The sequence below is a fragment of the Exiguobacterium sp. s36 genome, assembly GCF_018618345.1.
Taxonomy (GTDB): Bacteria; Bacillota; Bacilli; order Exiguobacteriales; family Exiguobacteriaceae; genus Exiguobacterium; species Exiguobacterium chiriqhucha.
This window is the reverse complement of the sequence record NZ_JACSLW010000002.1, coordinates 402,950-426,454: the sequence shown is the minus strand read 5'-3', so window position 1 is coordinate 426,454 and position 23,505 is coordinate 402,950. Positions and strand designations below refer to the sequence as shown.

General features: G+C 51.7%; 29 protein-coding genes. 23 read left to right on the top strand and 6 right to left on the bottom strand.

All coding sequences use genetic code 11. The features are described from left to right. Window positions 1-103 precede the first annotated feature (103 nt). From yjbM to KNP95_RS07670, 3 genes are read left to right on the top strand one after another with little or no spacing between them, the layout of a single operon-like run. Window positions 104-748, top strand: a complete 645-nt coding sequence (yjbM, locus tag KNP95_RS07680; RefSeq protein ID WP_029595776.1) for a GTP diphosphokinase — start codon at window positions 104-106, stop codon at window positions 746-748. An 11-nt stretch (window positions 749-759) separates the two neighbouring features. Beyond that, complete coding sequence (locus KNP95_RS07675) at window positions 760-1,557, top strand: NAD kinase (RefSeq protein ID WP_021066960.1); 798 nt, start codon at window positions 760-762, stop codon at window positions 1,555-1,557. A 3-nt stretch (window positions 1,558-1,560) separates the two neighbouring features. Further along, window positions 1,561-2,427, top strand: coding sequence for an RluA family pseudouridine synthase (locus KNP95_RS07670; protein WP_214836391.1), 867 nt, complete (start codon window positions 1,561-1,563; stop codon window positions 2,425-2,427). A gap of 40 nt (window positions 2,428-2,467) precedes the next feature. Here KNP95_RS07670 and KNP95_RS07665 read toward each other — a convergent pair whose 3' ends face one another. Further along, window positions 2,468-3,634 (bottom strand): FtsW/RodA/SpoVE family cell cycle protein, encoded by a 1,167-nt coding sequence (locus tag KNP95_RS07665; RefSeq protein WP_021066962.1) that lies wholly within the window; start codon window positions 3,632-3,634, stop codon window positions 2,468-2,470. Window positions 3,635-3,785: 151 nt separating this feature from the next. On the opposite strand from KNP95_RS07665, the gene fabI reads away from it, so the two are divergent. After that, window positions 3,786-4,559, top strand: coding sequence for an enoyl-ACP reductase FabI (fabI, locus tag KNP95_RS07660; protein ID WP_214803147.1), 774 nt, complete (start codon window positions 3,786-3,788; stop codon window positions 4,557-4,559). 84 nt (window positions 4,560-4,643) lie between these two features. After that, the gene (locus KNP95_RS07655) at window positions 4,644-4,832 is read left to right on the top strand and encodes a hypothetical protein (protein ID WP_021066964.1); all 189 of its coding nucleotides are present in this window, start codon (window positions 4,644-4,646) and stop codon (window positions 4,830-4,832) included. Between the two features lie 2 nt (window positions 4,833-4,834). Here KNP95_RS07655 and KNP95_RS07650 read toward each other — a convergent pair whose 3' ends face one another. After that, entirely contained in the window at window positions 4,835-5,344 is a 510-nt protein-coding gene (locus KNP95_RS07650) for a YjcG family protein (protein WP_021066965.1), read from the bottom strand. A gap of 172 nt (window positions 5,345-5,516) precedes the next feature. Here KNP95_RS07650 and KNP95_RS07645 point away from each other — a divergent pair, with 172 nt between their 5' ends. From KNP95_RS07645 to KNP95_RS07630, 4 genes are read left to right on the top strand one after another with little or no spacing between them, the layout of a single operon-like run. Further along, complete coding sequence (locus KNP95_RS07645) at window positions 5,517-6,062, top strand: phosphatidylglycerophosphatase A family protein (RefSeq protein WP_029595773.1); 546 nt, start codon at window positions 5,517-5,519, stop codon at window positions 6,060-6,062. Then, entirely contained in the window at window positions 6,062-6,646 is a 585-nt protein-coding gene (locus KNP95_RS07640) for a phosphatase PAP2 family protein (RefSeq protein WP_021066967.1), read from the top strand. Before KNP95_RS07645 ends, KNP95_RS07640 begins: the two co-directional genes overlap by 1 nt. Then, on the top strand, window positions 6,643-7,176 hold the full coding sequence (locus KNP95_RS07635) for a hypothetical protein (RefSeq protein WP_214836388.1): 534 nt from the start codon (window positions 6,643-6,645) through the stop codon (window positions 7,174-7,176). Before KNP95_RS07640 ends, KNP95_RS07635 begins: the two co-directional genes overlap by 4 nt. Beyond that, a complete protein-coding gene (locus KNP95_RS07630; protein ID WP_214836386.1) occupies window positions 7,173-7,364 on the top strand; it encodes a hypothetical protein in 192 nt (63 codons plus the stop codon). Before KNP95_RS07635 ends, KNP95_RS07630 begins: the two co-directional genes overlap by 4 nt. A 20-nt stretch (window positions 7,365-7,384) precedes the next feature. On the opposite strand, the gene KNP95_RS07625 is transcribed toward KNP95_RS07630, so the two are convergent. Further along, a complete protein-coding gene (locus tag KNP95_RS07625; protein WP_029595769.1) occupies window positions 7,385-7,672 on the bottom strand; it encodes an FHA domain-containing protein in 288 nt (95 codons plus the stop codon). A 273-nt stretch (window positions 7,673-7,945) separates the two neighbouring features. Then, a complete protein-coding gene (locus KNP95_RS07620) occupies window positions 7,946-8,677 on the bottom strand; it encodes a hypothetical protein (protein ID WP_021066974.1) in 732 nt (243 codons plus the stop codon). 151 nt (window positions 8,678-8,828) lie between these two features. On the opposite strand from KNP95_RS07620, the gene KNP95_RS07615 reads away from it, so the two are divergent. From KNP95_RS07615 to nadE, 8 genes are all read left to right on the top strand, one after another. Then, a complete protein-coding gene (locus KNP95_RS07615; protein WP_021066975.1) occupies window positions 8,829-9,395 on the top strand; it encodes a GNAT family N-acetyltransferase in 567 nt (188 codons plus the stop codon). A 2-nt stretch (window positions 9,396-9,397) separates the two neighbouring features. Next, on the top strand, window positions 9,398-10,111 hold the full coding sequence (locus KNP95_RS07610; RefSeq protein WP_214836383.1) for an alpha/beta fold hydrolase: 714 nt from the start codon (window positions 9,398-9,400) through the stop codon (window positions 10,109-10,111). Further along, complete coding sequence (locus KNP95_RS07605) at window positions 10,104-10,664, top strand: NADPH-dependent FMN reductase (RefSeq protein ID WP_021066977.1); 561 nt, start codon at window positions 10,104-10,106, stop codon at window positions 10,662-10,664. The genes KNP95_RS07610 and KNP95_RS07605 overlap by 8 nt, the downstream gene beginning before the upstream one ends. Window positions 10,665-10,733: 69 nt before the next feature. Next, entirely contained in the window at window positions 10,734-10,973 is a 240-nt protein-coding gene (locus tag KNP95_RS07600) for a hypothetical protein (RefSeq protein ID WP_214799090.1), read from the top strand. A 72-nt stretch (window positions 10,974-11,045) separates the two neighbouring features. Then, window positions 11,046-12,137 (top strand): virulence factor, encoded by a 1,092-nt coding sequence (locus KNP95_RS07595; RefSeq protein ID WP_029595766.1) that lies wholly within the window; start codon window positions 11,046-11,048, stop codon window positions 12,135-12,137. Between the two features lie 244 nt (window positions 12,138-12,381). Then, window positions 12,382-12,576 carry a hypothetical protein gene (locus KNP95_RS07590; RefSeq protein ID WP_021066980.1) on the top strand — a complete coding sequence of 65 codons (195 nt, stop codon included), beginning with the start codon at window positions 12,382-12,384 and terminating at the stop codon, window positions 12,574-12,576. Window positions 12,577-12,676: 100 nt separating this feature from the next. Further along, on the top strand, window positions 12,677-13,507 hold the full coding sequence (locus KNP95_RS07585; RefSeq protein WP_353048987.1) for a BsuPI-related putative proteinase inhibitor: 831 nt from the start codon (window positions 12,677-12,679) through the stop codon (window positions 13,505-13,507). A gap of 117 nt (window positions 13,508-13,624) precedes the next feature. Further along, on the top strand, window positions 13,625-14,440 hold the full coding sequence (nadE, locus tag KNP95_RS07580) for an ammonia-dependent NAD(+) synthetase (RefSeq protein WP_029595764.1): 816 nt from the start codon (window positions 13,625-13,627) through the stop codon (window positions 14,438-14,440). Between the two features lie 381 nt (window positions 14,441-14,821). On the opposite strand, the gene KNP95_RS07575 is transcribed toward nadE, so the two are convergent. Beyond that, window positions 14,822-15,211 carry a disulfide bond formation protein B gene (locus tag KNP95_RS07575; RefSeq protein WP_021066983.1) on the bottom strand — a complete coding sequence of 130 codons (390 nt, stop codon included), beginning with the start codon at window positions 15,209-15,211 and terminating at the stop codon, window positions 14,822-14,824. Between the two features lie 110 nt (window positions 15,212-15,321). Here KNP95_RS07575 and KNP95_RS07570 point away from each other — a divergent pair, with 110 nt between their 5' ends. The 5 genes from KNP95_RS07570 (at window position 15,322) to KNP95_RS07550 (ending at window position 20,791) form a co-directional block, all read left to right on the top strand. Further along, a complete protein-coding gene (locus tag KNP95_RS07570) occupies window positions 15,322-16,200 on the top strand; it encodes a transcriptional regulator CcpC (RefSeq protein ID WP_021066984.1) in 879 nt (292 codons plus the stop codon). After that, window positions 16,197-17,318 carry an N-acetyldiaminopimelate deacetylase gene (locus tag KNP95_RS07565; protein ID WP_021066985.1) on the top strand — a complete coding sequence of 374 codons (1,122 nt, stop codon included), beginning with the start codon at window positions 16,197-16,199 and terminating at the stop codon, window positions 17,316-17,318. Before KNP95_RS07570 ends, KNP95_RS07565 begins: the two co-directional genes overlap by 4 nt. Window positions 17,319-17,586: 268 nt before the next feature. Further along, complete coding sequence (locus tag KNP95_RS07560; protein WP_214836380.1) at window positions 17,587-18,975, top strand: cytochrome ubiquinol oxidase subunit I; 1,389 nt, start codon at window positions 17,587-17,589, stop codon at window positions 18,973-18,975. A 14-nt stretch (window positions 18,976-18,989) separates the two neighbouring features. Beyond that, window positions 18,990-20,021 (top strand): cytochrome d ubiquinol oxidase subunit II, encoded by a 1,032-nt coding sequence (locus tag KNP95_RS07555; RefSeq protein WP_021066987.1) that lies wholly within the window; start codon window positions 18,990-18,992, stop codon window positions 20,019-20,021. Between the two features lie 107 nt (window positions 20,022-20,128). Continuing rightward, window positions 20,129-20,791, top strand: a complete 663-nt coding sequence (locus KNP95_RS07550) for a potassium channel family protein (protein ID WP_029595762.1) — start codon at window positions 20,129-20,131, stop codon at window positions 20,789-20,791. A gap of 32 nt (window positions 20,792-20,823) precedes the next feature. On the opposite strand, the gene KNP95_RS07545 is transcribed toward KNP95_RS07550, so the two are convergent. Then, window positions 20,824-21,600, bottom strand: a complete 777-nt coding sequence (locus tag KNP95_RS07545) for a Cof-type HAD-IIB family hydrolase (RefSeq protein ID WP_021066989.1) — start codon at window positions 21,598-21,600, stop codon at window positions 20,824-20,826. 219 nt (window positions 21,601-21,819) lie between these two features. Here KNP95_RS07545 and rnjA point away from each other — a divergent pair, with 219 nt between their 5' ends. Continuing rightward, a complete protein-coding gene (rnjA, locus tag KNP95_RS07540; protein ID WP_021066990.1) occupies window positions 21,820-23,487 on the top strand; it encodes a ribonuclease J1 in 1,668 nt (555 codons plus the stop codon). The last annotated feature ends 18 nt before the right edge of the window (window positions 23,488-23,505 follow it).

The following is a 23,505-nucleotide window of genomic DNA, read 5'->3' as shown; positions in this document are numbered from 1 at the left end:
CATCGCTCCATTCTATGAACAATTGTTGGTTTATGATACCATACAATCGGATACATACGGAAAAAGCAGGGCTTTCCGATACGAACGAAAGTGGTGACAGCATATGCAATCCATGGATTGGGATCAATATTTAGTGCCGTATCAAATCGCGGTCGATGAACTGAAAGTGAAATTCAAGGCGATTCGAAAGCAATATAAATCTCAAAATGACCATTCTCCCATCGAGTTTGTCACCGGAAGAGTGAAACCGGTCGGCAGCATCCTCGAGAAGGCGAAGCGAAAGCAGATTCCTTATGATAAATTGTCGACGGAGATGCAAGATATCGCCGGACTCCGCATCATGTGCCAATTCGTGGACGATATCGTCCACGTCCTCGAACTGCTCCATCATCGGACCGACTTTAAGATCGTCGAGGAACGCAACTATATCACGCATCAAAAAGAATCGGGCTATCGCTCGTACCATTTGATTCTCGAATACCCGGTGCAAACGATTCATGGCGAGTTCCCGACACTCGTCGAGGTCCAAGTGCGGACGCTCGCGATGAACTTCTGGGCAACGATCGAGCATTCGCTCAACTATAAATACGACGGGGATATGCCGCTCGAAGTTCAAGAGCGTCTGCGGCGAGCGGCCGAGGCGGCGTTCTTGCTGGATGCCGAGATGAGCCAGCTTCGCGTCGAGATTCAAGATGCACAGCAAGTGTTCCGGGATAAAGAAATGAACGTCCAGACGGACCAAGACTAGGGGGCCACGGCATGCAGTTTGCGATTGTAGCACGGGGAGACGCGCGGTCGGCTGACATCGCGCAAGAGTTGACGAATAAATTGACCGAAGCAGGGCATTCGGTTTCGAAAGAGCCACGCATTGTCGTCTCAGTCGGAGGCGACGGGACGATGCTGCAGGCGTTCCACGAGTATATCGACCGGCTCGATCAGACGTTGCTCGTCGGCATCCACACAGGCCATCTCGGATTTTACGCCGACTGGCAACCGGATGAACTCGATGAGTTGACGGAGATGATTACAAGCGAGTCGTTCGAACCGGTGTCATACCCGCTCGTCGAGGTACTCATCGATTACGAGGATGGGACGACCGATCGACAGCTCGCCATGAACGAATGTACGATTAAAAACTATAAGCGCACACTCGTCTGTGACTTATCGATTCGAGATGATTACTTCGAGACGTTCCGGGGCGACGGGTTGTGCATTTCGACGCCGTCCGGGTCGACGGCCTATAACAAAGCGCTCGGCGGGGCCATCGTCCATCCGTCCATCGAGGCAATTCAAGTGACGGAGATGGCGTCGATTAACAACTTGGTGTACCGCACGATCGGGTCACCGCTCTTATTGCCGAAACATCATCAAGTGAAGATTGCACCGCACACGAAAACCGAGTTTGAACTCGCGTTCGATCATCAAGAAGCGTTGTCGTGGTCGAACGTGCGCTCTATCCGCTGTGCGGTCGCGAAAGAAAAAGTGACGTTTGCCCGGTTCCGGCCGTTCCCATTTTGGCGACGGGTCCGCGAATCGTTCATTGAAGAAGGGAAGTAACCGATGTACGGATTTACATTGCGTCGCGTCGCGGAGACAACCGTCCCGTTGCGCGACTTTTTAATGACAGACTGTGGCATCTCACGAAAGATGTTGACCCAAATCAAACAAGGTGGCCTCATCCTCGTCGATGGCAAGCCTCGCACCGTCCGCTATGACATCCGAGCAGGGGAGGCAGTGACCGTCCACTTCCCGGTCGAACAGCCCGCAGAGACGATGGTCCGTTCCAAGCGGCCGCTCACGATCCTATTTGAGGATGACTATTTGCTCGCGGTCGACAAACCGGCAGGCATTGCGACAATCCCGTCCCGGCTCCATCCGGATGATACACTCGCCAACGCCGTGCTCGGCTATTATGAACAGATTGGATTGCAGTCGGCGATTCACGTCATCAACCGGCTCGACCGTGACACAAGCGGGGTCGTCCTGTTCGCAAAATATGCATACGTGCATCATCGCTTTAGCGAGTTGCAACAGACTGGCGGCTTGTCGCGGACGTATCTCGCGTTAGTCGAGGGGCAGCTTGAACCACAGACGATCGATGCCCCAATCGGCCGCGCCCCCGATTCGATTATGGAGCGAATCGTGACAGCGGACGGACAGCATGCTGTCACACATATTCTCGAAGCGGAGGCGCATGGCGCATATACGGCACTATCGATTGCCCTTGAGACCGGTCGGACGCATCAAATCCGGGTCCATCTGCGCCATATCGGCCATCCGTTGCTCGGGGATACGATGTACGGTGGCAAGACCGTTCTCGACCGTCATGCGCTCCATAGCGCTTCGGCGGCGTTTCATCATCCATTGACCGGCGAGAAGTTGTTCATCCAAGCCCCTGACCCGGCTGATTTCCAATTCATCCTGTAACAACAATAGTCCCGCACTCGGATGAGTGCGGGACTATTGTTTAGTCGTCGTCGAACATATACGTTTTTGATTTAGAGGCGACGTTCATGACGAGCCCGATGGCGATCATGTTCATGATGATCCCGGTCCCACCATAACTGATGAACGGTAACGTCAGACCGGTGATCGGAAGGACACCGATCGTCATCCCGATGTTTTGGAAAATTTGGAACGTGAACATGGCGATGACGGCCGTGACGATGTAGCTTCCGAACGGACTGCTCGCTTCGAGGGCGATATGAATCATTCGGTACAAGAACAAGAAGAAAACGATAATCACGATCGCTGCCCCGATAAAGCCATAATGCTCGGCGATGACGGCGAAGATGAAGTCGGTTTGCGACTCAGGAAGATAGACGAGTCCTTGTCCATAGCCGGCCCCGAACATTTGGCCAGATCCAATCGCTTGAAGCGATTTGATTAACTGGAACGCCAGGTCATCGGAATACTCATACGGGTAAATCCAAGCTTGGAATCGATTCAAGGCGTGGCCTGGCACGAAACTTTGTAACAACTCGAAATGCGAGAAGAACAAATACATGAAGCCACCGATCGTTAAGGCAGCGGCGCTGAACAATCCGAGCAACCACTTCCACCCGATACCAGACACGATGATAATCGCTCCGAGCATCGTGATCAACACGAGCCCTGTGCCTAAGTCTGGTTGCGTCACAATCAGCGCGAGAGGCGGAATGGCGAGGAGCACTAATTTCATTAATAGCCATGTGTCCTGTTGGGACGAACCGTAGCGTTTATTATGGTCATAGACGATCGTCGCCATGGAAATAAGTAAGAACAACTTCATGAATTCGGCTGGTTGGAAACTGAAGCCCGGTACGTTATACCAGCCGTACGCCCCGTTGATGTTCGGAACGAGAGTCGTATCGCGGAGCGGAATCAAACCGGCTAGTAGCAATAACCCGAAGCCATACAAATACCAGTGTATTTTTCGCAACTGTTCATACTCGATGGTCATGATGGCGAACATGGCGAAGAACCCAATGATGTAGCGGATTCCTTGGTCAAATGCGAAATTAATATGTTGCAATCGCGTCGGCAACATCGGTTGGGCCGTATAGATGGCACCTAAACTGATGATCATCAAGAAAAAGACGATTGTCAAAAGTGTTGTGTCTAAACTTTTAAAATAAGATTGAATGCGGTTCATGATGAAGTCGTCTCACCCTTTCTCTACGTATTTTATCTTACCGTAAGTTAAAAAAATCGCAATACGTTACGCGCTAGTTGACAAAACAGACACCATTCTGTAATCTGATAACAGATATTATCACCAGGTACTAAAAAAAGGGGAGTTTACGATGTCAATCTATCCAACGTTAACGAATAAGACGTATGTCGTCATGGGAATCGCCAATAAACGCTCGATCGCTTGGGGAATCGCGAAGACGCTCGACGCAGCAGGCGCGAAGCTCGTGCTCACATATGCGGGCGAACGCTTCAAGTCAGGACTCGAGTCGCTTGCAACCGACTTGAACGGAGAAGCCTTGCTGTTAGAGTGTGACGTCACGAACGACGAAGCCATCGACACGACGTTCCGGACGATTCATGAACAAGCAGGCCCGATTCAAGGGATTGCGCACTCGATCGCATTCGCAGACAAAGAAGCACTCCGCGGTGAATTCTCAGAGATGACACGCGGCCAGTTCGCGCAAGCGCTCGATATTTCGGCATATAGCTTGACGGCTGTCGTCAAAGCGGCCAAACCGTACTTCGCAGAAGATGCATCGGTCATCACGCTCACATATCTCGGCGGCGAACGCGTCGTCCCGAACTATAACTTGATGGGTGTCGCCAAGGCGGCGCTCGACTCGAGCGTCAAATATTTGGCAAACGAGTACGGCCCACACGGCGTCCGCGTCAATGCGATCTCGGCTGGCCCGATTCGGACGTTGTCGGCTAAAGGAGTCGGCGACTTTAACAGCATCTTGTCTGAACTCGAGCAAAAAGCGCCATTGCGCCGCAACGTCTCGGTAGAAGAAGTGGCCTCGACCGGCCTGTTCCTCTTGTCGAGCATGGGCAGCGGCGTGACAGGTGAAGTCATCCACGTCGATAGCGGTTATCACATTTTATAAAGATGGGGAAGGGCGTAGCGATACGCTCTTTTTTGTATTATCGGGGAAGAATTTCGGGTAAGGACTTGTGAAGGAGGTTGGATTATGGGTCCTTATCAGATTGATTTCACAGTCGTCCAATATGGAAATCGCCAAGTTCAACCAACAGAACGGGCGAATATCGAGCCGGTCACACGCATTCAACGTGTCCAACGAATCCGGCCCCGTCAAGAAGAATGGTTAGAAGCCGAACAACAAAACAGCCCCGGTCGTTTCGTCGACCGGAGCGTGTAATCTTATCCGCGGAACCGGAACGTCTCATAGACGTTCCATGTTTCGTTTTCGAGCTCATACATGACGGCCATGCGATTGATCGTCTCCTCGAAATGCACTTGTTCCATTCGCATCCGTTCGAGCACGTCGAACAGTTCGGCATCGGTCAAGTCTTGACCGATGGTGATATGCGGCAGAAACTCGTATTTCGGAGGCTGCTTGAGCAGACCGTCGTGCAGTTTGTCGTGAAGCGCCGACAGTTCGCGCGTCGGCAATACTTTTAAGTAGAGGACGTTGTTCGTCGGTGCGAACGAGCGGACCCCGTCGATTTTCAATTGAACCGGTTTGGTCGAGTCTGCGACTTGCTGGAGATACTCGAGCACTTTCGGCAAATCGGCCTCGTCGATTTCAGTGCGTTCCTTGATCGTCACGTGAGGTGAGATCAACGCATACTTCGTGTCGTATCGCTTTCGATACGAGTTGGCGAAGTCTTGAACTTGTTTTGATGGAAATAAGACTACCCCAATCTTCATTCCAGTTCCCCCTTTATAAAGTGGTCTACTTTTTTATGATGACCGATTTATTGAATGAAGTCAAAGCGGGCTTAGTCTTTTTTTCGAGTTTTCAGTATAATAGACATTGAGTACTTTGAGAAGCTCTTCTCGAGATGAAAGGATGTGTAGCGGGAATGTTCCCGCATCTATGATGAAACATGTACCACACTCACGCGATGTACGCGACGCGGCACGGGCTCGCTTGATTGAACGGGGCGTATCGATCGAATCGATCGCCGAAATCGTCTATCAAATGCAAGCACCGTATTCGCCACACTTATCATTGAAAGACTGCATGGACTCGGTCGAGGCCGTGTTAGATAAACGCGAGCTCCAACACGCGATTCTCGTCGGGTCGGAACTCGACATGCTCGCCGAGCGCGGGCAATTGTCGGAGCCGCTCTTGTCGATCGTGGCGTCGGATGAAGGGTTGTTCGGTGTCGATGAGACGATTGCGATCGGGGCCGTCAACACATATGGTTCGATTGCCGTGACGACGTTCGGATACTTAGACAAAGCGAAAATCGGGATCATCAAACAGCTCGACACGAAAATGGACGACGGCCAAGTCCATACGTTCATGGATGACCTCGTCGGTGCCATCGCGGCGAACGCCTCAGGTCGGTTGGCGCACCGTCTGCGTGACATGACCGACTTCGGCGAAGACGAGATGCGGGAACGGAAAGGGTTGTATTGATGACTTCTCGATCACAAGAGCTGGCGATCACCGGGACGATTGGATTCGTTCTCTTCTCGGTGGTCGTCGTTTTAGGTTGGGTCGTACCGGTCGACCGCTTCGTCACGGCTTCGCTTGAACCGCTCGCTGGACCATTGTTCGTTTATGTGACCGAGCTCGGCAGTGTGAAAGTGTTGATTGGTCTATCCTTTATTGGCATGCTCTATTTCTTATGGCGAGGGAACCGCTTTGAGGCGTTCCGTTTGCCGATTGTCGTCATCGCCACGCTTCTCGTGACACAAGTGTTGAAGCTCGTGTTCGGGGTTGACCGACCGTCAATCGATGCCGCGCTCGACGCGACGACTTATAGCTTCCCGAGCGGTCACGCCTCTGGATCACTCGCCTTGTACGGTATGCTGGCAATCTTGATGTACCGCCGCAATGAAAACTTGATCGGGTTCGGCTTGCTTGTCGCGATGGTGTTGGCCGTCTCGTTCAGCCGGGTCATCTTGAACGTTCACTATTTCAGTGACGTCATCGGCGGGTGGCTCGTCGCGCTCGTCATCGTGGCAGGGTCAGAAGTAATAAGGAGGAAACGAAATTGATTTTAGTCTCACAAGTCGAAACATGGTTGTTCATGGATCAAACTCGAGCGGACGCGGCCGACGCACCGACGATTTTGGTCGAAAAAGATGCGTCCGGGGCCAAGTCATTCACGGCGATGCGAACGTTGTTCCAACTCAAGAAGTGGACGGGACAACGCCGCTTCGTGCCGCTCTTATCGTGCGATGAGACGGCGTATCGAGCCTATGAAGTGTTTCATGTAGACGCGGTCCCGCCGTTCGCCATCCTCGACTCGGGCCGAGTCTTATTAAAGGACAACGAAGTGGATGCGGCCTATGCGGTTGCCCTCGACGACGCTGCGCCAAAAACGTACGGTGAACGGCTCGCGTTTGTAGCCGATTATGTGGAACGGGCACTCGGTGAAACGATCGTGCTCGCCATCGATGAGCCGGTCGCGTCGCATCCTCAGGTGCCGGAAGATGTGTTCGTACCGGAAAATGTGATGCAGACGAGTGAACGATTGTTCGCCTGGGCAAACCGACAACAAACGGAGAGGGATGAAGTGAAATGAACGAGTGGAAACCAAAAATTCAAGAACTTCTCGACGGGACGGTCGACGAACTCATCGTCCCGAAAGACGACTTTTTGACGGTCCGTTCACTTTTGGTCGACAAGGGCTGGCTGTTTGAAGTCGTCGGTGAAGCAAAACACGGCGGCGTGACGATTTATCGGAAAAACGAACAAAGCGCGTCCTCATAAGAGGAACGCGCTTTGTTCGTTTAGGCGTTAGAAGCCAATTTGATTTTTTGTCGTTTTAACTTGTGTAATAACCAGGCATGTAACACTTCACAAGAATGGTGAGGAAGGGTCAGTTCGACAAGTGGGTGTGACTGACCGAATATAGTGAAGCGCGAATGGTCCTCGTCGAGCATTGAGACTTGAATATCGGTCGCTTCTTGAAGCGAAATCCGTTGCTCGCCGGCTACTGCATCTTTTAGTTTCAGCATTTTTCCATTCGTCGCAAACTTGGTGAACGAAGACATTCCCTGTACTTTCAGTTGTTCCATCTCGTGTATCTATTCATCCGCGTGATGAATAGATTTTCACCTCGCTTTCTCTATATTGCCTTCCATTCCTCCAGAAGGTTATTCCTAGTATACCCTCCTCGCGATAAAAGAAAAGAGTTAATTTAACGAAAAATTAAGACAATTTGTTATCAATTTATAAAAATAGTGTCTCAGGCGCTTGGTGATGGGATTTGAAACGTAATCCGTATGAGCGGGATAACAAAAAAGAACCTGATTGGCTCAGGTTCGATAAAGATTATTGCACGGGTGAACTCAAAATCGTTCAATTTCCCACGTACGACGGCGATACGTCAATTGTCCTTTCAACGCGATCGATTCTTTTTTCGCATCAAAGTCTTCTTCGAGCACCGACATGTCCTCGTAACGCCCGGCGACATAGAAGGCAATCGAGACTTGCCGATTGAACAGGCTCCGCTTCGTATGATCGAAATCGATAATCAACCCTTGCGGTGATAACGCCAAAATCTCATCGATGACCGGGAGCGGGATTGGGACGAAACTGATGTTGCGAATGTCGCGGTCGAGCTTGCTTTGCAGCACGCTCTGCAAGAAGTGCGAGATCGTCGACCAGTCTTTTATGTACAGGCTGCTATGACGATCATTCGATTCGTTGAAGAAGGCAATCTCGTTTTGAATCGAGTTCAGGAAAGGCCCTTTTAAGCCACGTTCCATATGACTGAGGAACAAGATTTCAGCGATCTCGTGATCCGATAGCGATTCAAGCAGATGATAGTCAGGAAAGTCGATGGCGGTGAAACTCGTTTGGTTATTTAAATACTTGGTCGAGAACGTCGACAGTTCGTGCGCCTCGATATAGCGGAACCGGGTCCGGGACGACTGTCTCATCCCTTTCATGTCCGTCCGACAAATAATCATCGGGCGGGCGAGTGATAACGCCTCGGTGACATCGTTTAAAGTGACGCCATGCAGTGTAAAACGTTGCAGTTCTCGGTCTTGTTTAATATAGAACAACTGTTTTGACATAATTATCCCCTCAGTTCGAAGTCACTATAGTTTGATTTTAGCAAATCCCTTCGTGGCGCGCCATGTTTGAGCGGTTCTAGAGGATTGAAATGATGGTTTTTTTGGGAAAATGGTTATAATTGAGGAAAAGAAGCAGAAAGGCGGATTCCATATGTGGGGGTTGAAAAAAAGCTTTCCCGAGCTCGTGACGAGCCGGTTCATTTTGAGGGAACTCGAACCCCGTGACGCGAGGGCGCTCTATGTGATTCTTTCGACCGAGGAAGTGATGCGTTATTACGGGTCCGATCCTTTACTGGCCGTCTATGAGGCGAAGAACGTCATCGCTTATTTCAAAGATCAATTTCAGCAAGGAAAAGCGATTCGCTGGGCGATCTGTGACCGCGACACGAACGAACTGATTGGGACGATCGGCTTTCACAACTGGACCCCGCAGTATTTTCGGGCCGAAATTGGCTTCGAGGTCGCGCCGAGCCATTGGCGCCGGGGTGTTGCGTTCGAGGCGGCGTCTGCCGTCATTCGATACGGGTTTGACGAGTTCAAGTTTCATCGGATCTCGGCGCTCGTCGCTCCAGGGAACGAAGGGTCGAACCGGTTGGTGCAAAAGCTCGGCTTTACGGAGGAAGGGCTGCTCCATGACTATGCGTATAGTCACGGACGTTTCATGGATTTGACGATGTATCGTCTCTTGAAAGACGAATGGAATGAAAGGGAGGAATGACGTTGAGACAAGTTGTGCTGTTACATGGATTGTGTGGATCACCTGACTATTTTGAGGAACTTATCCCATTGATGGACGCGGACGTATACGCGCTGACATTACCGGGACATGCCGGGACGGAGGCTGGACCAGAGACGATGGATCAGTTTGCGGATTGGGTGCTTTCTGAGATGAGACTGCGCGATCTTAAGCGTCCAATCGTGCTCGGTCATTCGTTCGGGGGCTACATCACGACCAACCTCGTCCGCCGTCATCCGGACGCGCTATCTGGTTTCGGATTGATTCATTCGACAGCGGCGGCTGATCCAGAGCCGGCCAAAGCGAAGCGGAATGAAGCCATCGAACGAGTGATGGAAGAAGGGGTACATCCGTTCATCGACACGATGATTCCGAGTGTGTTTGCCGCTGATTCCGACACTACGCTGATTGAACGCGCCAAGCAAATCGGCTACGAGATGTCAAAAGAAGGAATCATTTCCGCGCAGATGGCCATCCGCGACCGTGCCGATGAAACGGAGACGGTCCGGTCGACGAACTTGCCCGGTCTCTTCCTATATGGATCTAATGATCCGAACATGGATGCGGAACGCGCTTTCCTAGGGGCGGACCGTCATACGAAACAGACGGTACCGGCTAGCCATATGGGGATGATGGAACAGCCAGAACGAGAAGCGCAACTCATCAATGATTGGCTCAAGGAGGTACAGGATGTCTAAATTCAAACTCGTTGCCGTATCAGGAAGTCTTCGTAAGGCGTCATATAACACGGCGCTGCTCCATTCCATCATCGAGCTCGGGCAAGATCGGTTCGACGTCGAGATCGCTTCGATTGAGATGCCGCTCTATAACGACGACTTGATCGACCCGGATGAACCCGAAGTCGTACGCGACTTCAAACGAGCCGTGCGTGAGGCGGACGGTCTGCTCGTCGTCACCCCGGAATATAACCACAGCATCCCGGGTGTGTTGAAGAACGCAATCGATTGGCTGTCGCTCGAACCAGGCACGCCGCTCCGTGAGAAACCGGTCATGATTGCCGGGGCGTCTCCGGGTATGCTTGGGACGGCGCGATGTCAAATTCATCTCCGTCAAGTATTTGCCACAAATCGTGCTAACGTTTTACCAGGAAATGAAATCTTTATCACGCATTGTAAAGAAAAGATTGATGATACTGGATTACACGATGAAAAGTCTCGGCAACAAATCGACCGAGTGTTATCTGAGTATTATAACTGGATTGATTTTTGGAAGCGTCACGCAAAAAATTAACTTGAAGTCGCCCTGATTGTTTGATAGAAATGAATTGTGAAAACAAACACAAAGGGAGCGACGACAAACATGCAAACGTATATTGAACTATATAATGGCGGCGAGTTGGAGGACCGGGCGATCATCAATGACGGGATGACGTTCGGCCGGGTGACGATTGTGGAATTGTTCTATCAAACGAGCCATATCTTCGGATACGTCAAGGTCGATGGGGAGAAGCGCTTCTTCCTTGAGCCTGTGTCAGCAGATGATACGTTCATCGTCGAAGGAGAAGAGTATTCGCTCCAACAGTTCATCGCCCTATTTTGATTGTTCACGACGCAAGCGACTCGCTTGCGTTTTTTTGTCGTTTTCGTCACGATTGAGAGTGAGGTGATGAGAATGAAATTAGTAGCAATCGAACCAACTCCAAGTCCAAATAACTTGAAGATTATCGTCGAACCGGCGTTCACGGGCCGTGGTGTCACGTATGACAAGGCGAGCCGTGATATGCCGCCGATCATTGAAGACATCGTCGGCTTACGCGGGGTCAAGTCGGTCTACGCTGTCTCCGACTTCCTCGCCGTCGAACGCCATCCGAAACATGACTGGCACGACGTCATGAACGAGATTCGCCGCGCGTTCGGGGAAGACGTGCCGGAAGTCGAGGCAAGCCAAATGGCGGCGGACTACGAACCGGTGCACGTCTCGGTCCAGTTCGTCCTCGATGTGCCGATGCAATTGAAACTCGTCAAAGGCGACTCGGAAAAACGGGTCGGCCTGTCAAAACGGTTCGTCGACGCCGCACTTGACGTGCAGGCCCAAGTGAAAAACGTCATCCAAGACCGACGCTGGGTCGAACAAGCCCCGCGTTACGGTGAGCTCGAGGATGTGAGTGTCGTCGCGCAAGAAGAACTCGAGGCGGCGTATCCTGAAGAGCGGGTCGCTCGCATCGTCGCCCGGGCGTTTGGCCGGGAAGCCGACTATGAAGCCAATGCGAACCAATTGCAATCAGACGATTGGAAAGCACGTTTGGCGTTCTTGGACGAGCTCGAGATTACCCCGGACAACATGGTGTACTTCCGCCGCGCCCTCGAGGACAAGGTAATGGCCATCCGTCGACAAGCGGTCGTCATGATTGGCATGTTCGAAGAGAATCGGGAAGAGTATGTCACGTATATCGAACAGGCGCTCGTCGACTCGTCACCGATTGTACGGCGTACGGCCGGCGACACGGTGTCCGATTGGGCGTTGCCGCAGTCGCAACCGTCGATGATTGAGGCGCTCAAGGATAAGAGCAAGCTCGTCCGGTGGCGGGCCGCTCGCTTCTTGTTCGACTGCGGAGATGAACAGGCCGTACCCGCCCTCAAAATCGCCGAAGACGATCGTGAGTTCGAGGTGTCGTTGCAGGCACGCCTTGCCAAAGAACGAATCACGAGCGGGGAAACGGCACTCGGGACAGTGTGGCAACAAATTTCAAACCGAACGAAGTAACAAATCATTCGACAATCATGAATTTAATTTTTTTACAGTTACAGGAAGAGAGACGAATCGGATTGCGATTCGTCTCTCTTTTTGCACGAATAATTTGATAATTCATCCAAATGACTAACAATCGATACCAGCAATTCGACAGTTGGGTAAACGGGTCTTTTGGCCTGTCGAACGATGGGACGTTATTCTCAATATAATCGTTGATACACTATACATATCTTATAACCGAAAAGGAGCCACACTCATGATGCTTTTTGCAGAAACACCAGAACTCGTAGCCTATAAGGAAGTCGTCGATGGCATGATCACGGTCATCTTTGAGTCGATTCACAGCGAGACGTTCTCGATCTCTGCACAAGTTCGGTCCGATATCGACGTCGCTGACGCGTTGTTCATGACAGGATGGCAGCAATACGTGGAAAACGTCCAAGTTTCATAATAAAGGTGAATAATATCCGTAAACCCATTACAAACGTCTGCACGAACGTTTACACTAGTGCTATAGACGTTTTTTTATTTTTCGGAGGAGAGTGGGATACGTGAAGAAAACTTGGTTATTGGCAATCGTTACGGCGATGATGTTGGTCGTCGCGGCTTGCAGCAAAGAAGAAGCGAACCCGAGCGATGTGGACGGTAACGCGTCGACACCGCCTGCCTTATTGACACTCGAGACGGACGTGAGCTACGATGCCGAGTCCAAACAGTTGTCGGCGACGGTATCGATGACGAATCCGAACGAGGAGCCCGTCAACGTGACGTTCAATTCGTCGCAACGCTTTCAGATGACGGTGATGAACGGGGATACGACCATCTTCGACTATGGCAGTGAATATATGTTCACAGAATCGATTATCGAAGAGACGTGGGCACCAGGTGAGAAGAAAGTGTTCGATGAAGTATTCCCACTCACGCTCGAAGCGGGTGAGTACACGGTGGACTTCGTCGGTCTGGCCCAAGTCGAAGGTGCACCTGAGATGGCGGTCACCGATCAACAGTCGCTGACCGTTGAAGCTTCCGAGGTGCCGACTGAAGAAACACCGGAAGAGCCGGCCGAAGAAACGACGGAAGAAACGACAGAAGAATCCGTTGAAGAGCCGAGCGACCAACCCGCGCAAACGGACGGTTCGTTCCGCGATGTGGCCATCAAATTGAACGGTAACGCGATTGATGTTTCTGGATACACGGACGTCGAAGAGTTCGAATGGAGCGTGTCGGACGGTCATAATCTATATGCCCAAGGTGCGGCCGAAGTGACAAGTGGCAGCTTCACATTTGGTGTCTTAATGGATGAAGAACCACCGGCAGGAAAAGCATTATTCTTGGAGATGACACCGATCGGCGGCGACGTCGCATCGTTCCGCATTCAATAACCGGACGACGGAAACTTAGGTTTCCGTCGTTTTGTTTCGGGAATGAAACAAGTTGACGGCATTCATAGATTGTCAGACAATTAGGCAAACCGATATCAGATAGGGAGGAAGTTGAGAATGCAGCAACATATTATTGAGACGACACACGTCAAACCATCCATCAACCCAGCCGAAGAGATTCGTCGCCGAATCGATTTTTTAAAGGCTTATGTCAAACGAGCAGGCGCGAAAGGGCTCGTCCTCGGCATCTCGGGAGGACAGGACTCAACGCTCGCCGGCAAGCTCTGCCAGCTGGCGATGGAAGAATTGCGTGAGGAAACAAGTGCGGACTTTACATTCTACGCCGTCCGTCTGCCATATGGCGAGCAACATGACGAGGCCGACGCCAAACGTGCCCTCGACTTCATTCGACCGGACAAAACGTTCACGGTCAACGTGAAACCGGCCGTCGATGCCTCAGCCAACTCGTTCCATGAAGCGACGGGACTCGAACTTGGCGACTTCCATAAAGGGAACACGAAAGCGCGTGAGCGGATGAAAGTGCAATACGACATCGCAGCCACGTACGGTGCCCTCGTCGTCGGTACGGACCATGCGGCCGAATACGTCACTGGTTTTTACACGAAGCACGGGGATGGGGCGGCCGACTTGACGCCGCTCACAGGATTGAACAAGCGCCAAGGGAAAGCGTTGCTCCATGAACTTGAAGCGCATGAGAGCTTGATTTATAAAGTGCCGACGGCTGATTTGGAAGATGACAAACCGGGACTCCCGGACGAGGTCGCTCTCGGGATGACGTATGATCAACTCGATGATTATCTCGAAGGGAAATCAGTCGATCCAGCCATCGCTGAACGGATTGAGACAATCTTCAAACGGTCGCGCCATAAACACCATATGCCGGCCTCGCTCTATGACGAGTGGTGGCAGTGATCTTAAGAACCAGCCCCCGGCTGGTTCTTTTTTATGTGGTAACTTTCGAACCGTCCCGTTAGGCGCCCATGCTTTCAGCAGGCAATCCCGAAGCCTCCTCGCGCCGAATCCGGCACTGCGGGGTCTTCGTCGGATTGCTTTCCTGCATGAGTCAGGGCGCCACGGGCCGGATCGAAGGGACTTCCCTATGCTACAAATCAATCGATGCCAAAAGCCGGCAACCGAACTCCTAGGGGAGAGCGATGCAAGGACGACCCCGTAAAGCGCGATTCGCGCTGCGGAGGCATCCGCATCTCCCCAGAAACGAAGGATGCCGGCCAAAGCGATCTTAAATCAAACAAAAAAACCGGTCGGTAGACCGGTTCTTTTGTGTATCACAGATTAGCGCTTCGAGCGTGTCGGCACGAATTGGATGAGCAAGATGAGTGTGAACGCGATCAAGCTGAGCAGCGGGATCGTGATGAATCCGAAGTAGTTCACCCAACGAATCAAACAGTCGTTACTGCAGAACGCGTCGCCGTTCGGGATGCGTTCGAGAATGACGTGATAGAGGGCGATTGCCCAACCCGCCCCGGCCATGAGACCGACGAACAATTTGTTCACAGCACGGTTCGAGAGAAGCACCGTCAAGTAATAGATGGCGAGCGGATACATAAATATGCGTTGGAACCAGCATAACTTGCATGGCACGTACAGCATGATTTCCGAGAAATAAAGACTGCCGAGCGTCGCGATGGTGGCGACAATAAAGGCAAAATGATGACGTTGCATCTGATTTCCTCCTGACGATTCAAAACTAATCGACAAACATGATATGATACAGTGAAGCAATAACGTATCCAGTATACAATCTTTGAAACGATAGAGAAATAGGTGACGTCATGCAAGTATCAGAAGTGGAAGTGTTAATCGTCCTCGCCGAAGAGTTGAATATGCGGAAAGCGGCGGAGCGCTTGTTCGTCTCCCAGCCCGCACTCAGTCAGCGCCTCGTCACAATCGAGCATCAGTGGGGCAAGAAAATTTTTGTCCGTTCGACACGGGGCCTCGCGCTCACGCCGGACGGTGAAAAAATCATCGACTTCGCGAAGAAGATGTATAGCGAGGAGCAGGAGCTGCGTGGGGAGTTGACAGCGCAACAAGGTGAGGTGTACGGTACATTAAAAATCGCCGTCGCATCCATCATGGGTCAGTATTGGCTACCGCGCGTCTTGAAGCGATTCGTCGAGCGGTATCCATCGGTTCGAGTCAAACTCGTCACGGGCTGGTCAAGCGAGATGATGCGCTATATGCTAGAGGAAAATTTCCATATCGGCATCATTCGCGGGAATCCGGATTGGCGCGGTGAGAAGATGAAATTGTTCTCAGATTCGCTTCATCTGGTCGACTTGCGGATGACCGATTTGAAACAATTAAAGAATAACGAGCGTTCGTTCATTCAATTCAAGAGCGACTCGACGTATTATCAAGAAATTTTGGAGTGGTGGCAAGAGCGCTTCTCGAGCCCGCCGCTCACGACGCTCGTCGTCGACCAAATCGAGACGTGCAAACAGATGGCGTTACACGGAATCGGATTCGCGATTTTACCTGAGTCGACGATTCGCGACGTCGAGGCAATCAATAAGATTCCGCTCACATCGTCGGATGGGATTCCGCTCGTCCGGGATACGTGGATGTTATCGACCGAGTCGATGCTCGAGTTGGCGCAAGTGAAGGCGTTTTGGGAGATTGTTGATGAAGTGACGAAGGAGAGTGTGGAATGAGTTGGGCAATTGAGGCAAGACGGCAATTACATTTGATTCCAGAACGAGGTTATGAAGAGTTCAAGACACAGGCGACGCTTGAGGAACTGATTCGATCCTTGAACTCGCCGCGCGTGCACATCTCGCATTGGCGTACCGGTTTGTTCGTCCGCATCGACGGGCTTGTCGGTGAAAAGACGATCGGTTACCGGGCCGACATGGACGGCTTACCGATCACCGAAGAGACGGGCCTCGAGTTTGCCTCGGTCCATGAAGGGATGATGCACGCCTGTGGCCATGACGTTCATATGGCAATCGCTCTCGGGTTGATTAAGCGAGCCGTCGAAGAGCCGCTCGACCATCACCTCGTCATCTTCTTCCAACCAGCCGAAGAAGGTCCGGGCGGAGCTGAGCCGATGGCCATGTCGGAATTGTTCTATCATTTCCGTCCCGATGCGATGTTCGGACTTCACGTCGCACCAGAATATCCTGTCGGCACGATCGCGTCGCGTCCAGGTGTATTGTTCGCGAGTGCGCGCGAGTTGCATCTGACGATTCATGGGAAAGGCGGGCATGGTGCCTTCCCACACGCCGGAATTGATGCCGTCATCGTCCAGGCCGCGTTGATTATGCAGCTGCAAACAATCGTCTCGCGGAACATCGACCCGATGGGCAGCGCGGTCATCTCGATCGGGAAAGTGATGGCTGGGACGAAAGAGAACATCATCGCGGACACGGCGAAGCTCGACGGTACGATTCGGGCCTTGTCGGACAAGGAAATGGTCGTGCTCGAACGACGTATCCGTCAAATCATCGCCGGGGTGGAGATGACGTATAACGTCCACATCGACCTCGAGTTCGGCAACCGGTACCACGAGGTCGTCAACGACGAACGTTATTTGTTCCAATTCGAAGAAGCGGTCGAGGAAGTCGGATACTCATACAAGACGTGCGTACCGGCCATGACCGGTGAAGATTTCGGATACATGCTGAAACAAGTTCCAGGCTTTATGGTCTGGCTCGGCGTGAACGATATGGGGTCGGGACTTCACCAATCGACGCTCAACCCGGATGAGCGGGCCATCGATGTCGCCATCGAGCTGTTCGATCATTTCTTTAGAACGGCCATCATTAAATGAAGTAAGCGGACACGACGGTGTCCGCTTTTTTGTATGAAATGTGTAGAATTGTGCGTGAACCGTTAAAGATTTGGGAAAAAAGTAAGAGTTGTAAAGCGTCGATATTGTTAAGCATGCTCAAATGTGAACATTTTGCGAACTCAAGCATTGAGACATTACAGCGCTATATAAAATCATTATGATAAGGGTATCCAAGGGAAATCATCTGTGATGTTGCGCGATAGACATTGGTTTAAAGCGCTAGAGAGAGATAGGAGGTAATCAATAGATGTTTCAAGATCCTGTCCTGATGAGCCGGGCGTTAACGGCACTCACGTTGGGTTTCCACGTGATATTTGCCACAATCGGCGTCGGGGTTCCATTACTCATTTTATTGGCAGAGTTTCTAGGTATTAAAAAGAAAGATCCGAAATACACCTTGATGGCCCGTCGGTGGTCACGGGGATATGTCGTCACAGTAGCGGTCGGTGTCGTGACAGGTACGGCAATCGGGCTCCAGCTGTCTTTACTTTGGCCGAACCTGATGCGGGTCGCCGGTCAAACGATCGCACTTCCACTGTTCATGGAAACGTTCGCCTTCTTCTTTGAAGCGATCTTCCTCGGGATTTATTTGTACACGTGGGATCGATTTAAAAACCCGTGGCACCATATGCTAGTCGGGATTCCAGTCGCGGTCGGTGCCTTGTTCTCAGGGTTCTTCATTACGACCGTCAACAGCTTCATGAACCAGCCGGTCGGATTTGATATTGTCGACGGTCGACTCGCCAACGTGAGTCCAATCGAGGCGATGTTCAGCCCGGCGATGCCGACCAAAATGGCGCACGTCTTGACGTCGGCCATTCTGACATCGGCGTTCATTTTAGCTGCTATCGCCGCTGTCCAGTTGCTCCGTCAGCGACGGAACCAACTCGACAAGTTATCAATCGAGTATCATAAAAAAGGTCTTCGCTTGACGATGACCGTCGCGCTCATCTTCGCGATTGCGACTGCACTCGTCGGAGACTTCTCAGGTAAATACTTGGCGAAGTACCAGCCGGACAAATTGGCGGCTGCGGAGTGGCATTTTGAAACCTCCTCGGAGGCCGAGCTGATTCTAGGCGGATGGCTCGAGGAAGACGGAGACGGCGGTTACGAAGTACGTGGCGCCTTGAAGATTCCGTACGCCTTGTCAATCCTAGCGGGCGGTGTGCCGAACTACGAGGTGACCGGTCTTGATGAATTTGCGAAAGAAGATCAACCTCCACTATTCATCCACTACCTGTTTGATGCGATGGTCGGGATTGGGATGTTGCTGGCATTGATTTCGTTCTTGTTCGTGCTCGGACGGTATATCAAGCGACTGCCTCAATTCAGTAAACCGATGCTCATCGCCATCGCCGCAGGCGGTCCGCTCGCGATGATGGCCATCGAGTTCGGTTGGTTCTTCGCAGAGTTCGGTCGCCAGCCTTGGGCGCTCTATGATTTGATGCGCACGAGTGAAGCGGCGACGACATCGGCAAACGTAGGATGGATGCTTATCGCCTTTGCGATCCTGTATGCAGTTCTTGGCGTGGTCACGGTACTCGTCTTGACTCGTCTGTTCAAGGACAACCCAGTAGGGAAAGAACTAAAACAATCGGAGCATCGCGGTGAAGCGATGTTCGCGGATGAAGTGTGATCGGAGGGTATGACATGCAGATTCAAGAATTAGGGATTGCCGTACTATGGACGTTTTTGTACGGCTACCTCATCGTCGCATCGATTGATTTCGGTGCCGGCTTCTTCGCTTTCTATAGTAAGTACACGAAGCGGGACCAAAAGATCAACCGTCTGATTGCACGGTATTTATCGCCGACGTGGGAAGTGACGAACGTGTTCTTCGTCTTCTTCTTCGTCGGGATCGTCGGGTTTTTCCCAGATACGGCTTACTATTACGGGACGGCGCTTCTCGTACCGGCCTCGGTCGTGTTGATTCTGTTGGCGATTCGCGGTAGTTTCTACGCGTTTGCCAACTATGGATCAAAAGAGAGCACGTTCTATATGTTCTTATATGGGGCGACTGGGCTGTTAATCCCGGCCTCGATGTCTACCGTTCTTACCGTCAGCCAAGGTGGATTTATCAATGAGACCGAGTCGGGCGTCTTCTTTGACGGCATGAAGTTGTTCACCAACTTCTACTCTTGGACCGTCGTCACCTTGGCAATCGTGTCGGTGCTCTATATCAGTGCCATGTTCCTCTTGTTCTATGCCGATAAGGCGCGTGACGCTCAGGCGGTCCCACTCGTTCGAAAATGGGCCTTGTTCTGGAGCGTTCCGACGATTGTCGCGTCGGGCCTCGTCTTCTTCGGGTTGAAGTCGCAGGCAGCTTGGCATTATGAGAGCATCTTAGCGGGCAACTGGTGGTGGTTCGCTGCAAGTTTCATCTTCTTCGCTGTAGCCGTTGCACTCGTCTACATGAAGCGAAACTACGGCATCGCGTTCTTGATGGTCATGGGTCAGTTCTTTATGGCCTGGTTCGGATACGGATATACGCACTTGCCGTACATTCTTTATCCGTACATCGACATCAACGGAAGCGTCGTCAACGAGTCGATGGCCATCGCCCTCGTCGTCGTCTTCATCCTCGGATTGCTCTTGCTCGTACCGGCGCTGTATCTCTTGCTACGCCTGTTCTTGTTCGACAATGACTATGTACGCGGAAAGCGTTCGAGTGGTAAAGCGTAAAGACCGGATATTCCGGTCTTTTTTTATATAGTTTTTTTGAGGGGAATCGGTTACACTGTACGAAGAATCGGGAACAGAAACAGCGTAGGAAAGGGATGTATGAAATTATGACAGGTGAATTTGCAGTCATCGGATTAGGACGGTTTGGCGGCTCGATCGTTCGTGAATTGTCGGCGAACGGTTATGACGTGTTGGCGATCGATGCGGACGAAGAACGCGTCAACGAGTTTATGGGATTGGCGACGCATGCGGTCATCGCGGACACGACCGACGAGAACGTATTGAAAAGTCTCGGCATTCGCAACTTTGAACACGTGATCGTGGCCATCGGTGAAAACATTCAAGCCTCGATTTTGACGACACTCATTTTAAAAGAGCTCGGCGTTCAAATCATCACGGTCAAGGCGACGAATGATTATCACGAGAAAGTGTTGCGTCGCATCGGGGCCGATAACATCGTCCACCCAGAGCGCGACATGGGCATCCGGATTGCGAACGGATTGATGAGCCAAAGCATCCTTGACTACCTCGAGCTCTCGAACGAGCACTCGATCGTTGAAATCAAGGCGTCGGACAAACTGTCGAACAAGTCGCTCATCGATTTGGACCTTCGCGCCAAATACGGCGTCAACATCGTCGCGGTCCGCCGCAATGATGACGTCATCATCTCACCGCAAGCCGACGAGATGATTTTGCCAGAGGACATCTTGATCATCATCGGGAAAGATACGGACTTGGATCGACTCGAACGCACACTTCGGTCCAGATAAAAAAACGAGAGGCGCGCGCCTCTCGTTTTTCATTAAATGAGCTTCATTGATTTTAAGCCGTACTCGATTCCATCTTCGAGAATCGATTTCGTCACGAAGTCGGCGACTTCTTTCGCTTCGACCCGGGCATTGCCCATTGCGATGCCCGTTCCGACGTATTGAAGCATCGCCAAATCGTTCAAAGCGTCGCCGAACGCGTACGTGTTCTCGAGCCGATAGCCGTTCGTCTCGATGAAGTGACGGATACCGTCGGCTTTACTGGCGCCACGATTGATGACGTCCATGGCGTGCGGATGCCAGCGGATGAAATCAAACTCGCCGTACGCATCCAAATAGTGATGTTCTTCTTCAGGCGTGCAATACAGGAGCGTCTGATAGACGGCCTGTTCGATATGGAAATTCGGATCATATGTCGGAATCGGCATATCAAGTTCTCCGAGTGACTGTTCGACGACATGGTCGTTCGCTTTCGTGGCACCGCCACGGTGTTGTCCGAGATAGACGAGCGTATGGTCGTTTGAGCCGGCATGTTCGGTCAAGCGACGGAGCGCGTCGGTCGGCAACGTGTTCCGATAGACGACCTCGCCTTGGTGGACGACGATTTGTCCGTTGTAGCAGACAAAGCTGTCGATACCGAGCTGTTCTGGGATATCGGACAGCATCGCCGGGCCACGCCCTGTCGCGATGAACGTCTCTACGCCGTTGTGGCGTAGCTGCTGAATGGCCGAGATCGTCGAAGGGGGAATGTACGACCCTTCATGGAGCAACGTGCCATCGATGTCAAAAAAGACTACTTTCTTATCTTCCATTTTTCTTCACCATGCTTTCTCTGTCTTGATTAAATCAGTTGTATACTAAAAAGCATAACACGAAATCGAGAAACAGCCCTCAATCTTACGTCAATAGTGAAATATTGTCACAATATGAGCTATAATGAAGAAAGAATCTTACGGAACGTAATTATATTGCGAGAATCACTTATGTTTCACATAGATGAACATCAACTACTTGTAGTAAGGAGAGATTAAATGAAGTTTGTAAAGAACCACCAAACAGCTGTGTTCGCACTAGGCGGACTCGGAGAAATCGGGAAGAACACGTACGTTGTTCAATTCCAAGATGAAATCATCGTCATCGATGCGGGCGTCATGTTCCCGGAGGATGACTTGCTTGGAATCGACTACGTGATCCCTGATTACTCGTACTTGATTAAAAACAAAGACAAAGTCAAAGGGGTATTCATCACCCACGGTCACGAAGACCATATCGGCGGCATCCCGTTTCTCTTGAAGCAAGTGAAGCTTCCGATTTACGCGACAAAACTCGCGCTCGGCTTGATTAAAGTGAAACTCGAAGAGCACGGGTTGCTCCGCGAGGCGGAACTGCATGAGATTGATGAGGACGCCATCGTCAAGTTCAGAAAGACGAGCATCTCGTTCTTCCGCACGACTCACTCGATTCCGAACTCGCTCGGTGTCGTCGTGAAGACGCCACAAGGGAATATCGTCCATACCGGTGACTTTAAGTTCGACTTCACACCGGTCGGCGAACCGGCTGACATTGCCAAGATGGCAGACATCGGGAAAGAAGGCGTGCTTTGCCTCTTGTCCGATTCGACGAACGCAGAAGTCGAAGGCTTCACGATGAGTGAAAAAGTTGTCGGCGGCACGATCAGTGAGACGTTCCGGAAAGCCGAAGGGCGCGTCATCTTCGCGACGTTCGCCTCGAACATTTATCGATTGCAACAAGTCGTCGACGCTTGTGCCGAGACGGGTCGCCATTTGGCCATCTTCGGCCGTTCGATGGACAAGGTCATGACGATCGGGCAAGAGCTCGGCTTCATCAACGTCCCGAAAGGCATGATCGTCGAAGCCAATCAGTTACGAAACTACGAGCCGCATGAAGTGGCGATTCTTTGTACCGGTTCACAAGGTGAGCCGATGGCTGCGCTCAGCCGCATCGCCAACGGGACACACCGTCAAGTATCGATTATTCCTGGCGACACGGTCATCTTCTCGTCGTCTCCGATTCCGGGTAACGCCATCTCGGTCGGGAAGACGATCGACCAATTGTATAAAGCCGGAGCGGACGTCGTTTATGGAAAATTGACGAACATTCACACGTCGGGTCACGGGTCGCAACAAGAACAATTGCTCATGATTCGCTTGCTTAACCCGAAATTCTTCATGCCGATTCACGGGGAGTATCGCATGTTGGTGAAACACGCCGAACTCGCCGAATCGGTCGGCATCCCGAAAGAGAACAGCTTCATCATGGATAACGGTGAAGTGCTCGCCGTCGACGCCGACTCGGCCGCCATCACCGGGAAAATCTCGGCCAACGCCGTGTACGTCGACGGAAACGGCATCGGGGACATCGGCAATATCGTCTTGCGCGATCGCCGCATCCTTTCAGAGGACGGACTCGTCGTCGTCGTCATCAGCATCGACGGCAAGACGCGTAAACTCGTCTCAGGTCCGGATATCATTTCACGCGGCTTCGTCTATATGCGCGAATCGGGCAGCTTGATTCGTGACGGCGAGCGCTTGCTCAAGAAGACGGTCGAGCAAGGGTTGTCGAACAAACAGATGAAGTGGTCGGAGTTGAAACAACTCGTCTCGGATACACTCACGCCATACTTGGCACAAAAAACACGAAGACACCCAATGGTTCTTCCGATCATCATGGAAGTATGAACGAGCGGGCTGTAGGGG